The sequence below is a fragment of the Patulibacter sp. SYSU D01012 genome (assembly GCF_017916475.1).
GTDB lineage: Bacteria > Actinomycetota > Thermoleophilia > Solirubrobacterales > Solirubrobacteraceae > Patulibacter.
The window spans coordinates 267863-279842 of the sequence record NZ_JAFMTB010000003.1 but is presented as its reverse complement, the minus strand read 5'-3'; the positions used below and the strand labels follow the sequence as shown (position 1 = coordinate 279842).

Here is an 11980-nt window from a genome sequence, read left to right as displayed (position 1 = left end):
GGTGTTCACCTGTTCCGGCGCCGGTGAACGGCGTCACCGCCCGGTGCTGACGTTCCTACCCCGGCGTCCGCGGCGCATGCGCCCGATCGCCGGCCGGCCCCGGCGCCCGCGCAGGTGGGACGAGGCGTCCCGCCTGCGCGGCGCGGGCGCCCCTAGGCCTCGCCGCGCAGCAGGTCGCGCAGCTCGGTGCGGCGGATCTTGCCCGACACCGTCTTCGGCAGCTCGTCCACGAAGCGGATCAGGCGCGGGTACTTGTACGGCGCGGTCAGCCGCTTGACGTGGTCCTGCAGCTCGCGCACGAGCGCCTCGTCCGCCGGCGGCGCGCCCTCGGCGAGGATGACGAAGGCGGTGACGACCTGCGTGCGCTCGGGATCGTCCTTGCCGACCACCGCGGCCTCGACCACGGCGGGGTGCTCGACGAGGGCGGACTCCACCTCGAAGGGCCCGATCCGGTAGGCGGACGAGGTGATGACGTCGTCGTCGCGCCCCTCGAACCACAGGTAGCCGTCGGGGTCGCGCGCCGCCTTGTCGCCCGTCAGGTACCAGCCGTCGCGGAAGCGGTCGGCCGTCGCGTCGGGGTTGCGGTGGTACCCGGCGAACAGGCCGACGGGCCGGTGCTCCTCGTCCACGCGGACGGCGATCGCGCCGACCTCGCCGTCCGGGGCGCGGCGGCCCTCCTCGTCGAGCACGTCGACCTCCCAGCCCGGGACCGGCAGGCCCATCGACCCGGGTCGCACCTCCACGCCGGGGTAGTTCGCGACGAGGACCGTCGTCTCGGTCTGGCCGTAGGCGTCGTGGACCGTCAGCCCACCCGTGCCGGCCTTCCAGACCTTGATGACCTCGGGGTTCAGCGGCTCGCCCGCGCTCGTGCAGTGGCGCAGCGCGGACAGGTCGTGGGCCGTCAGGTCGGCCTGGACGAGCAGGCGGTACAGCGTCGGCGGCGCGCAGAACGACGTGATCCGGTGCCGCTCCAGGATGCCCAGGATCGTGTCGGCGTCGGGCTTGCCCAGCTGCACCTGGACGACGGTCGCCCGCTCGTGCCACTGGCCGAACAGCCCGCCCCAGGCGGCCTTCGCCCAGCCCGTGTCCGTCACGGTCCAGTGCCGGTCGCCGGGCCGCAGGTCGTGCCAGAAGCGCGCGGTCGCCACGTGCCCCAGGCCGTACTCCTGGGTGTGGAGCACCATCTTCGGGTGCGAGACCGTGCCCGACGTGAAGTAGAGGAACAGCGGGTCCTCGCGCCGCGTCGGCTCGGCCGGCAGGTCGTCGGCGTCCTCCCCGACGGCGTTCAGCAGCGCGTCCAGGTCGTGCCAGCCCGCGGGGCCGCCGGCGGGCGTCCACGCGATGCGGTGGCGCAGGCTCGGCAGCTCCCCCTCGATGGCGTCGATCTTCTCGGCGCCCGCGGCGTCCGTGATCGCGACGACGGCGTCGGCCTGGGTGACGCGGTAGGCGATGTCCTTCGGCGTCAGCAGGTTGGGGCCGGGCATCGGCACCGCGCCGATGCGGATGGCGCCGAGGACGGCGGTGTACCAGGCGGGGACGCGCGGCAGCATGACGAAGACCGGGTCGCCGGCCCGCACGCCCAGGTCGAGCAGGGCGCGGGCGAAGCGGCGCGCCTCGCGCGCCAGGTCGGCCACGGTCTGCTCGGCGACGGTCTCGCCCGTCGGGCCGACGGAGACGAGCGCCAGGTCGTCGGGCGCGTCCGCGGCCCAGCCCTCGACGATGTCGATCACCGGGTTGTAGACGTCGGGCACCGTCACGGAGAACGTGCGGCGCTCCTCGGCGTAGTCGCGCAGCCGCGGCGGGGCGCTGCGGTCGGGGATGGTCTGCTCCGGGCTCACGTCGTGGTCCTCTCCCTCTCCTCCCGCGGGCGTCCTGCCGGCGGGTGCGAGCACGCTACGCCGCGGGCCCGCCACGCAGCAACGCTACGAAAGTCGCGATCCCGTGGCGGCCCTGCGGCAGAAGGACGCGGTCGGCGGGGCGCGTCCCGCGGCCCGTGCCGCTCGGCCCACAGCGCGGCCTGCATCCGGTCGGTCACGCCGACCGCGCGGAACACGCGTGTCGGGTGCGACTCGACCGTCTTCTCGGTGATCCCCAGGCGGCGCGCGATGAGCCTGTTCGGCAGCCCCTGCACCCGGAGGGCGAGGACGTCGCGCTCGCGGGGCGACAGGCTGGCGAGCGGATCGGGCTCGGTCCGCGCGCGGAGCACGGTCCCGGCGTCCCCGGGATCGAGCGGCGACTCGCCACGGGCCGCGGCGCGGACGCCCTCCACGACCTCGTCGGACGACGCGTCCTTCGGCGGGGAGCCGCACGCGCCCCCGGGGCGCGTCACCGGTCGTAGACGTCGCGGCGGTGACCGATGCGCAGCACGAGCACCAGAAGGGTGCCGTCGTGGATCTCGTAGACGATGCGGTAGTCGCCGGTTCGGACCCGCCATTCGCCGGCCCCGCCGACCAGTCGTGTTGCGGCGGGCGGACGTGGATCCTGGGCCAGGAGTTCGAGCGCGGCTTGGATTCTCCGCCGGACCTGCGGATCGAGCTTCCGCAGCTGGCGGGCCGCTGCTGGCGCCAGCTGGACCTCGTAGCTCACGTCAGGCCAAGGTCGGCCTTGACCTCGTCCCACGGAATCGGGGCGGCAGCCGTCTCTCGCATCTCCACCCGCGCGGCCTCGGCGGCACGGATATCGGCCATGTCCTCGGCAAGCTCGAGCAGCCGGTCGAGGTCGTCGGCGTCGATCACCGCCGCGATACGGCGGCCTCGTCGCTCGAGATAGATCGGCTCGTGGCCCTCTCGCGCCTCATCGATGATCGACGCCAACCGCCGACGAGCATCGGACACGGTGTACGGCGCCATAGGCATGACCGAAATGTACAAGGTGGAGCGTCTTATGCGATTGGTGCGACTCATGTCCCCGGGGTTGCGGGGCCCGGGAGAGACGCAGGCTGCACGCGGGGCGCACCCGAGGACGGAGCACCCAGTGTCCCCGCGCCCCGTTCGTCGTCGTCGCCGCCGCCGGCACCACCACGAGGCCGGCGACGACCACGGCCGGCGCCACGGCGGCCACGGCGCCGACGACTGATCCCGGCCGCGGCGCCGCGCGCGTAGGCTGCGGGCACGCCCGGCGGCGCCCCGGGCGTCCGCCGATGTCCGCCCCCGCCGTCCCCGATCCCCTCGCCCCCGCCGCCGCGGTGGCCGAGGCCGTCCGCACCGCGACGACGCGCCTGGGCGCCGAGACGGCGTTCGGGGGCCTGACCACGACGGACGGCGCGGTGCCGCTGCTGCACGTCGCGCGGGTCACGCCGGAGCGCTTCGCCGCGCTGGCGCCCGTCGCCGGGCGCGGCCTCGGCGGCCGGGCGCTCGCCGAGGCCCGCCCGCACGCCGTCGAGGACTACGCCCGCGCGCGGACGATCACGCGCGACTTCGCGGCCCCGATCGGCGCGGAGGGCCTGCGCGGCGTCGGCTGCGCGCCCATCGTCGACCCGACCGGGGTCGTCGGCCTGCTCTACGTCGGGTCGCGCCGGCCGGGCGCGCCCGCCGACCGGCTGCTCGACGCGCTCGCCGGCCTGGCCGCGGACGTGGGCGCCCGCCTGAACGCGCGGCGGATCGCGGCGCTCGAGGCCGAGCTGGCGCTCCGCCGGAGCCGCCAGGCAGCGGCGCCGGGCGGCGCGCCGGAGCTGTCGCGGCGCGAGCGCGAGGTGCTGGCGCTGCTCGCGGACGGCTGCTCCAACCGCGAGATCGCCGACCGGCTCGTGATCGCCGAGCCGACCGTGAAGGGCCACGTGGGCCGGCTCATGCGCAAGCTCGACGCGCCCTCGCGCCTGCGGGTCGTCGCCCGCGCCGGGCGGCTCGGCCTGCTCTGAGCCGCCCGGCGCCGCGCCCGCTCAGGCGGCGGGCTCGAGGACCTCGAACGTCAGGCCCGAGCGCTGCAACCGCGCCAGGAGCGCGTCGCCCATCGCCTGGGCGGTCGTGACCTGGCCGGCCGTCTGCGGCAGGTCGTCGAGCGCCAGGCAGAGCCCCGTCTCGGCGAGCATGCGCGCGGTCTCGTCGTAGCCCGGGTCCCCGCCCGAGACCTTCGTCACGACGCGCTTGCCGCCGCCCTCGCCGACGAAGCGCACGCGGAACCAGTGCTTGGCCCGCTGCGCCGGCGTGGGCCCGTCGCCCTGGTCCTTGACCTTCAGCAGCAGGTCGCGCGTGGGCTTCGTCTGCGCGAGCAGCCCGATCGCGCCGAGCCCGACGCCCAGCAGGCCGACGGTCGTGGCGCGCTTGGCGACCATGTAGTGGCCGTACGAGAAGTCGGGCCCGTAGCGCTCGAGCGCGCGGGCGGAGCGCAGCACGATCTGCGGGTCGATCGTCGGCAGCGGCACCACCCAGCCGCCCTGCGCGGCGTCGCGGTGGACCGGCCGCTTGATGCCGTGCACCCGCCGGCCCTCGGGTCGCGGCTCGCGCGCGCGGCGCTTCTTCGCCTCCTGCACCGTCTGCCGCGCGCGACCGAAGGCGTTGACGGCGGAGTGGTACGTGCCGCCCGAGACCGCGCCGCCGGCGCGGACGTAGCCCTGCACGGTGATCGGCACCCCCTCGGGCAGCTGCTGGACGGTGAAGTACGCGCCCAGGTCGTGCGGGATGGAGTCGAAGCCGGCGCAGTGGACCAGGCGGGCGCCCGTGCGGACCGCCGTCTCGTGGTGCAGGTTCCACATGCGGTCGACGAACTCGGGCTCGCCGGTCAGGTCGACGTAGTCCGTCCCGGCGGCGGCGCAGGCGGCGACGACGGGCTCGCCGTGCAGGGCGTAGGGGCCGACGGTCGTGATCAGCACCTTCGTCTGCCCGGCCACCCGGTCGAGCGACGCACGGTCCGTCAGGTCGGTCTCGAGCAGCTCGATCTCGCCCGGGCGGTCGGCCAGGTCGCGCAGCCGGTCGCGCAGCGCCTCGAGCTTCTGTCGGTTGCGGCCCGCCAGGGCCCAGCGCAGGTCGGCGGGGGCGTGCTGGGCCAGGTACTCCGCGGTCAGGCCGCCGGTGAAGCCGGTGCAGCCGAGCAGGACGATGTCGTACGGCCGGTCGTCGGTCATGGCCGCACCCTTTCACGCGCGCGGACGGCGTGCGCGGCGGACTGGCCATGCGGCCAGTCCCGGGGCGGGGCCGCTCAGCCGGCGGCGGGCCGGGCGCCGCGCCGCAGCACCGCCGCCGCCAGCACGGCCGCGAGCGCCACGAGCGCGATCGCGGCGACCGTCACCCCGTGGAAGCCGACGACGAACGCGTCGCGCGCCGCGGCCAGCAGCGGCTCGGCGACGGCTGCCGGCAGCCGCTCGGCGACCGACACGGCCTCGGTGATGGAGCCGCCCGCGGCGTCGAGGTCGGCGGCCGACACGCCGCGCACGGTGCCGAGCGCCCCCGTGTAGATCCCGGTGCCGATGGCGCCGAGCACCGCCACGCCGATGCCGCCGCCCAGCTCGTAGCCCGTCTCCTCGATCGCCGCGGCCTGGCCCGCGTCGTCGGCCGAGACGGCGGAGAGGATCGTGTCGTTGGCCGCCAGCAGCGCCACCTGCAGCGCCAGCCCGAGCACGACGAAGGGCACCGCCAGCAGCAGGTAGCGGTCGGCGGTGCCCACCCACAGCAGCGGCACGAGCGCGACCGCCGCGATCGCCAGGCCGGCGGGCATCACGGCGCGCGCCCCCAGGCGCCGCAGCACGGGGGCGCCCGCGAGCGAGCCGACGACGGACGCCCCGATCAGCGGCAGCAGGCGCACGCTCGCCTCGAGCGGCCCCAGGCCGAGGACGAGCTGCAGGTACTGCGAGAAGAAGAGCTCCAGCCCGACGAACGCGAACATCACGAGCAGGACGGACGCCGCGGCGACGGCGAAGACGGGCTCGGCGAACAGCCGCAGGTCGAGCAGCGGCCGCGCCGCGCGCAGCTGCCGTCGGCCGAAGGCGACGAGCGCCGCGACCGCGACGACGGCCGACGCCACGGTCGGCGCGTCCACCCCGTGGCGTGCGCCGTGCTTGATGCCGAACGCCAGCAGCAGCACCCCGGCGCCGACGAGCACGACGCTCCGCGCGTCCCACGGCGGCGGGTCGCTGTGCCGACTCTCCGGCAGGACGCGCAGGGCGAAGGGCAGGACCAGCAGCAGGATCGGGACGTTGATGAGGAAGACCGCGCCCCACCACAGGTGCTCGACGAGGAAGCCGCCGACCAGCGGCCCGGCGACGCCCCCGCCGGACAGCACGGCGCTCCAGATCCCGATCGCCCGCACCCGCTCCTGGCGGTCGGGGAAGACCGCCCGGATGATCGACATCGTGCTCGGCATGATCAGCGCGCCGCCGACGCCCTGCAGGGCCCGCGCCGCGATGAGCACCCCCGGCGACCACGCGAACGCGGCGAGCGCGGACGCGACGGTGAACCAGACCAGGCCCACGATCAGCGTCCGCCGGCGGCCCCAGCGGTCCCCGACCGTGCCGGCCGCGACGAGCAGCGGCGCGACGACGAGCGGGTAGACGTCGATCGTCCACAGCAGCGCGGTCGACGACGGCCGCAGGTCCTCGGCGATCGCCGGCGCGGCGACGTGCAGGACCGTCACGTCGACGACGACGAGCAGCAGCGCGGCGGAGAGGACGGCGAGCACCCGCCAGCGGTTCTCCGGCCCCCGGTCGACCGCGCCGGCCGGGGCCGCGCCGCTCACGACCCGCCCCCGGCCGCGCGGGCCGCCAGGCCGTCCAGGACGGTCGTGCGGAACAGCGCCGGGGCCTGGCGGCGCCCCAGGTGCTCGTCGCGGACGGCCCACCACAGCGCCGAGGCCTGGGCGCCGAGCGAGAAGACGATCCAGCGGGCGGGCAGGTCGGCGCGCAGCACGCCGTCGCGCTGGGCCCGCGCGACGAAGCGCTCCAGCCGCGCGTCCTGCCGCTCGACCTCGGCGGCCAGGCCCGCGTCCGCCTCGAGCGTCGCGTCCGCGAACAGCAGCGCGTAGGCGAGCGCCAGGCCCATGACCTCGTCCGCCAGCCGGTCGAGCGCCGCGGCCGGGGGCGCGTCGTCCAGACCGACGGCGTCGAAGATGCGGTCCGCCTCGCCCAGCGCGTGCGCGGCCACTGCACGGACCAGGTCGAAGCGCGTGGCGAAGCGGCGGTGCAGCGTCGTGCGGCCGATGCCGGCGGCGGCGGCCAGCTCCTGCATGGACGCGGCCGGGCGGCGGGAGAGCTCCGCCGCGATCGCCTCGAGCACGAGATCCGGCGGCGTCATGGACGGATGGTACCCCGGACGGAACATCGCTGTTCCATACGGGTCACGGCCGCACCTGGGCCGCCTGGGCCTCCGGCCCGCGGCGCGAGAGGCGCGGGCCGCCCCTGACACCCGTCTGCGACGAGACCTTCAGCCTGCGCTCACCCCGGGGTGCCACCATGGACCCATGAGCTCCAACGACCCCGGCCGCGGCGCCAACTGGGAGCAGGCCCTGCGGACCATCGCCACCGAGATGACGCGCGCCGGCGAGCGGCTGTCGCGCGGCGACCTCGGCGACCTCGAGCGGATCGCCCGCGCCACGGGCATCGACCCGGAGCGCACCCGCAGCGTCGCCGACGACGCCGGCCGCTGGCTGCGCGACCAGTTCGCTCCGCAGGGCACGCCGCACGCGCCCACGGCGGACGCGCCGGCCGCGACGCCCGCGGCGGCGGCCGACCCGAGCCCCCTCGACCTGCCGACGTCGGCCCAGGGCCGGGCGCTCGCCGCGATCGACTCGGGCCGCTGGACCGTCGAGCCCGGCACCGTCACGCTCGCGACCCAGACCGGCAAGGGCGCGCACCCGCAGGACGCGCAGGCGCTCGGCCTGGAGCTGCACGTGCGCGACTGGGTCGACGAGGACGGCGACCTGACCGTCGCCGGCGTCCACGCGCTGCAGCGCTGGCTCGACGCCGCCGCGGTCGCCGTCGCCGAGTAGGCCGGCCGACGGGGCGGGCGCTCGCCGCCCGCCCCCTCGCGTCAGTCCGTCGAGTCGGCGAAGTTCCGGTCGAGCACCACGACGGGGATCTCGCGCGTCGCCTTCGCCTGGTACTCGTCGTACTGCGGCCAGGTGGCGACGAGCTCCTTCCACAGGTCCGGCTTCTCGTCCGCGGTCGCCACGCGGGCGTGGGCGGGGAAGACGTCGTCCTTCACCTGCACCTCGACCTCGGGGTTCTCGACCAGGTTGAGGTACCAGTTGGGCTCGTCCCCGCCGCCGTTCGACGCCACGACGGCGTACCCGCCCGTGGCGCCCACCTCGCGGTAGATCAGCGGCGTGGAGCGCAGCTCGCCCGACCGGCGCCCCGTCGTGGTGAGGATGAGGACGGTCGTCCCCTGCCAGTCGTGGCCCTCCGCACCACCCGTCTCGCGGTAGCGCTTCACGTGTTCGGCACCGAAGAGCATGGTGTCGCGACTGTACCCAGGCCGCCCCGCCGCCATGTGAGCGTCGGTGCGGAGCCGGCCTGCCTCGCCGCGCCGGAGGCCCGGCGACCCGCGCCCGCTCCTCGGCCCCGGTCCCGCGCCGGGGCCCGCCGCCCCCGCGCGGCCGCGCGTGCGCCGCACGCCCGGCGCTCCCTCCCCCCGGCCGGCGTGATCGTTCCCGTGCGCCCCACCACGTCCGACCACCGTCGTTCATCCTTGGGTCCTGCACGCGCGCGCCGGCGAGCCGCGGATCCTGGCCATCGGGCCCAGGCCGCGGGCCGCCGCATCCCCCACGATCGAAGAGGCCGATGCCGGACACCCTGACCAGCCTGGAACGCGACACGGAGCTCCTGGAGCGCCTGCTGGGCGACGTCCTGGTCGAGCAGGAGGGCCACGCGTTCCGCGACCGGGTCTTCTGGCTGCGCGACCGCGCGGCCGAGCTGCGGGCGCACGCGTCCGCCGACGCGCAGGAGGAGCTCGTCGCGTCCGTCCGCGCGCTCTCGTCCTCCGACCTGGCGCCGATCGTCCGCGCCTGCACGATCCAGCTGCAGCTGTCGAACATCGCCGAGGAGCTCGAGCGCCTGCGCCGGCGCCGCGCCTACGACGCCGACTCGTCCCGGCCGCAGCGCGAGTCGCTGGCCGCCGCGGCCGCCGCGACGGCAGGCCTGTCGCACGACCAGCGCGCCCAGGCGCTCGCCGACCTGGACGTCGGCCTGGTGATGACGGCGCACCCGACCGAGGCGACGCGCCGCTCGATCTTCGACCACCAGCAGACGGTCTGGGCGCTCATGGAGCGGCTGGACGACCCGCGCGTGGGGCCGACGCAGCGCCGCAAGCTGGAGGACGACCTGCGCGAGGTCCTGACGGTCTGGTGGCAGACGGACGACGTCCGCTCCCGGCGTCCGCGCCCCGACGACGAGGTGCGCCGCACGCTGCTGCACGTCGAGTCGGTGCTCTACGACGCGATCCCCGACCTGCTCGAGGAGCTGTCCCGCACGTTCGACACCGCGTGGCCGCCCGGCGGGTCGGGCGGCGCGGCGTCCGACCCCGCGCTGCGCGCCCCGATCACGTTCGGCTCGTGGGCCGGCGGCGACATGGACGGCAACCCCAACGTCGGCCCCGACACCGTCGCGGCGACCCTGCGCCGGCACCGCACGACGGCGCTGCGCCTGCTGCGCGAGCGCGTCGACGAGCTCGCCACGTTCTTCTCCCAGGCCGAGCAGCGCGTCTTCGTGACGCAGGAGCTGCGCGAGTCGATCGACCGCGACGCCCGCCAGCTGCCGCGCGTGACGTTCAACGGCGCCAGCCCGAACGAGCCGTTCCGCCGCAAGCTGACGTTCGTCGCGGCGCGGCTGGAGCGCGCGTCGGCCGGCGGCGAGGGCGGCTACCGCGACGTCGAGGAGCTGATCGCCGACCTGCAGCTGCTGCGCGACTCGTGCAGCTCGGCCCGCGTCGCCGACGGCCGCATCGCCCGGCTGCTGGCGCAGGCCCGCACGTTCGGCTTCTTCCTCGCCGCGCTCGACGTGCGCCAGTCCGCGGGGCCGCTGCAGCACGCGACGGGGCACCTGCTGCCGGGCTACGCCGACGCGGACGAGGAGGGGCGCGTGCGGCTGCTGACCGCCGCGCTCGACGGCCCGCCGCGGTACGCGCCCGAGGTGCAGGACGAGGACGCCGCGGCCACGATCGCGGGCATCGCCGCCGTCGGCCAGGCCGTCGCCGACCACGGCCCGCGGGCCATCGGCCGCCTGATCATCGCGATGGCGCGCCAGCCCTCCGACGTGCTCTGCACGCTCTTCCTGCTGCGCCACACCGCCGACCTGGCCGAGGCGCCGCCGGTCCCGATCGTCCCGCTGTTCGAGACGGTCGACGACCTCGAGGCCGCCGAGGGGACGATGGAGGAGCTGTACGGCATCGGCCCGTACGCGGCCCACGTCGCCCGCTGCGGCGGGGCGCAGGAGATCATGCTCGGCTACTCGGACTCGGCGAAGGACGGCGGGTTCATCGCCAGCCAGTGGGGGCTGTACGGGGCGCAGGAGCGGCTCGTCGCCCAGGCCGACCGGCACGACGTGGCGGTGCGCTTCTTCCACGGTCGCGGCGGCTCCACGTCGCGCGGCGGCGGCCCGCACCACCGCGCGATCCTCTCGCAGCCGCCCGGGTCGGTCCGCGGCCGCCTCCGCATCACCGAGCAGGGCGAGGTGCTCTCGCAGCGCTACCCGCACCGCGAGCTGGCCGTCCGCTCGCTCGAGCAGACGGTCTCCGCCGTGATCCTGGCGACGCTGGCGCCGACGGACGCCCCGCCGGCCGCGTACCGCCGGGCGCTCGACGAGCTGACCCGCGTGTCGCGCGACGCCTACCGCGCCCTCGTCTTCGAGGACGAGCGCTTCCCCCGCCTGCTGCACCAGGCGGCGCCGCTGGCCGAGCTGTCCGAGATGAACATCGGCTCGCGCCCCGCCAAGCGCGGCGGCACCCCGGGCGTCGAGGGCCTGCGCGCGATCCCGTGGGTGTTCGCGTGGATGCAGAACCGGATGCTGCTGCCGGCCTGGTACGGCACCGGGCTGGCGCTCGAGCCGGGCGACCGGGCGCTGCAGCGCGAGATGGTCGAGCGCTGGCCGTTCTTCCGCACGATCGTCTCCATGCTCGAGATGTCGCTCTTCAAGTCCGACATGGGCGTGGCCGAGCGGTACCTGGAGCTCGTCGACGAGGACGTGCACGAGCTGTGGACGCCGATCCGCGAGGAGCACGACCGCGTGCGCCGCGTGGTGCTGGAGATCCGCGGCACCGATGCCCTGCTCGACCAGTCCCCGGCGCTGCAGGAGCGCCTGGCCCACCGCAACCCGTGGATCGACCCGCTGTCGCACATCCAGGTGGCGCTGCTGAAGCGCGACCGGCGCGGCGACGGCGACGACGCGGCGCACTCCGCGCTGCTGTCGACGATCGGCGGCATCGCGGCAGGGATGCGCAACACCGGCTGAGCCGGCGCGGCTAGCGTGGGGGCCGTGATCAGCGAGACGGACCGGTCCTTCCTGCGGCGCGCGATCGAGCGCGCCGCCGAGGCGCTCGAGGACGGCGACGCCCCGTTCGGGTCCGTCCTGGTGAGCGGGGACGGCGAGGTGCTGTTCGAGGACCGCAACCGCGTCGTCACCCGCGACCCGACGTGGCACCCCGAGCTGACCATCGCCCAGTGGGCCGGCCGCAACCTGGAGCCCGCCGAGCGCGCTGCCGCCACCGTCTACACCTCCGGCGAGCACTGCGTCATGTGCGCCGCCGCCCACGCCCGCGTCGGGCTGGGGCGGATCGTCTTCGCCAGCTCGTCGGGCCAGTACGCCGGCTGGCTGCAGGAGCTGGACGTGCCGCCCGCGCCGGTGCTGTCGCTCCCGGTCGCCGAGGTCGCGCCCGGGCTGCCGGTCGACGGGCCCGACCCGGAGCTGGCGGAGCAGGTGCACGGGCTGGTGCGGCGGTACTACGCGGGCTAGGCGCGCCGGCGTAGGGGTCACGACGCGGCCCACCCCAGGGCGCCGCGGCTCCCCGGGGGGCGGGCGTGGAGCCGCGGGCGACCCGCGGTCTCGGCCCGCACGGACGTCGGC

Annotated in this window: 11 protein-coding genes; 4 read left to right on the top strand and 7 right to left on the bottom strand. The window is 76.1% G+C overall.

The features are described 5' to 3' along the window. Nucleotides 1-152: 152 nt before the first annotated feature. From J3P29_RS17190 to J3P29_RS17175, 3 genes are all read right to left on the bottom strand, one after another. A complete protein-coding gene (locus J3P29_RS17190) occupies nucleotides 153-1838 on the bottom strand; it encodes an AMP-binding protein (RefSeq protein ID WP_210495433.1) in 1686 nt (561 codons plus the stop codon). A 487-nt stretch (nucleotides 1839-2325) separates the two neighbouring features. Then, nucleotides 2326-2586: a type II toxin-antitoxin system RelE/ParE family toxin gene (locus tag J3P29_RS17180; RefSeq protein WP_210495431.1), complete on the bottom strand. Its 261-nt coding sequence runs from the start codon at nucleotides 2584-2586 to the stop codon at nucleotides 2326-2328. Next, a complete protein-coding gene (locus J3P29_RS17175; protein ID WP_210495429.1) occupies nucleotides 2583-2849 on the bottom strand; it encodes a type II toxin-antitoxin system Phd/YefM family antitoxin in 267 nt (88 codons plus the stop codon). Before J3P29_RS17175 ends, J3P29_RS17180 begins: the two co-directional genes overlap by 4 nt. A gap of 290 nt (nucleotides 2850-3139) precedes the next feature. On the opposite strand from J3P29_RS17175, the gene J3P29_RS20140 reads away from it, so the two are divergent. Further along, on the top strand, nucleotides 3140-3856 hold the full coding sequence (locus tag J3P29_RS20140; RefSeq protein WP_246852267.1) for a LuxR C-terminal-related transcriptional regulator: 717 nt from the start codon (nucleotides 3140-3142) through the stop codon (nucleotides 3854-3856). A gap of 21 nt (nucleotides 3857-3877) precedes the next feature. On the opposite strand, the gene J3P29_RS17165 is transcribed toward J3P29_RS20140, so the two are convergent. The 3 genes from J3P29_RS17165 to J3P29_RS17155 all read right to left on the bottom strand — a co-directional run bounded on the left by J3P29_RS17165 (nucleotide 3878) and on the right by J3P29_RS17155 (nucleotide 7220). Further along, nucleotides 3878-5059: a saccharopine dehydrogenase NADP-binding domain-containing protein gene (locus J3P29_RS17165; protein WP_210495428.1), complete on the bottom strand. Its 1182-nt coding sequence runs from the start codon at nucleotides 5057-5059 to the stop codon at nucleotides 3878-3880. A 74-nt stretch (nucleotides 5060-5133) separates the two neighbouring features. Continuing rightward, entirely contained in the window at nucleotides 5134-6666 is a 1533-nt protein-coding gene (locus J3P29_RS17160; RefSeq protein WP_210495426.1) for an MFS transporter, read from the bottom strand. Further along, a complete protein-coding gene (locus J3P29_RS17155) occupies nucleotides 6663-7220 on the bottom strand; it encodes a TetR family transcriptional regulator (RefSeq protein ID WP_210495425.1) in 558 nt (185 codons plus the stop codon). The genes J3P29_RS17160 and J3P29_RS17155 overlap by 4 nt, the downstream gene beginning before the upstream one ends. Nucleotides 7221-7386: 166 nt before the next feature. Here J3P29_RS17155 and J3P29_RS17150 point away from each other — a divergent pair, with 166 nt between their 5' ends. After that, entirely contained in the window at nucleotides 7387-7914 is a 528-nt protein-coding gene (locus J3P29_RS17150; RefSeq protein WP_210495424.1) for a hypothetical protein, read from the top strand. Nucleotides 7915-7955: 41 nt separating this feature from the next. On the opposite strand, the gene J3P29_RS17145 is transcribed toward J3P29_RS17150, so the two are convergent. Beyond that, on the bottom strand, nucleotides 7956-8378 hold the full coding sequence (locus tag J3P29_RS17145; protein WP_210495422.1) for a nitroreductase family deazaflavin-dependent oxidoreductase: 423 nt from the start codon (nucleotides 8376-8378) through the stop codon (nucleotides 7956-7958). A 326-nt stretch (nucleotides 8379-8704) separates the two neighbouring features. Between J3P29_RS17145 and ppc the strand changes: the two genes are divergently transcribed. Then, nucleotides 8705-11368: a phosphoenolpyruvate carboxylase gene (ppc, locus tag J3P29_RS17140; protein WP_210495421.1), complete on the top strand. Its 2664-nt coding sequence runs from the start codon at nucleotides 8705-8707 to the stop codon at nucleotides 11366-11368. Between the two features lie 24 nt (nucleotides 11369-11392). Continuing rightward, entirely contained in the window at nucleotides 11393-11869 is a 477-nt protein-coding gene (locus tag J3P29_RS17135; RefSeq protein WP_210495419.1) for a nucleoside deaminase, read from the top strand. The last annotated feature ends 111 nt before the right edge of the window (nucleotides 11870-11980 follow it).

Excerpts from the sequence above, each read along its gene's own strand:
- ppc (WP_210495421.1), top strand. The coding sequence starts at position 8,705 with ATGCCGGACACCCTGACCAGCCTGGAACGCGACACGGAGCTCCTGGAG.
- J3P29_RS17175 (WP_210495429.1), bottom strand. The coding sequence starts at position 2,849 with ATGGCGCCGTACACCGTGTCCGATGCTCGTCGGCGGTTGGCGTCGATC.
- J3P29_RS17150 (WP_210495424.1), top strand. The coding sequence starts at position 7,387 with ATGAGCTCCAACGACCCCGGCCGCGGCGCCAACTGGGAGCAGGCCCTG.
- J3P29_RS20140 (WP_246852267.1), top strand. The coding sequence starts at position 3,140 with ATGTCCGCCCCCGCCGTCCCCGATCCCCTCGCCCCCGCCGCCGCGGTG.
- J3P29_RS17155 (WP_210495425.1), bottom strand. The coding sequence starts at position 7,220 with ATGACGCCGCCGGATCTCGTGCTCGAGGCGATCGCGGCGGAGCTCTCC.
- J3P29_RS17165 (WP_210495428.1), bottom strand. The coding sequence starts at position 5,059 with ATGACCGACGACCGGCCGTACGACATCGTCCTGCTCGGCTGCACCGGC.
- J3P29_RS17145 (WP_210495422.1), bottom strand. The coding sequence starts at position 8,378 with ATGCTCTTCGGTGCCGAACACGTGAAGCGCTACCGCGAGACGGGTGGT.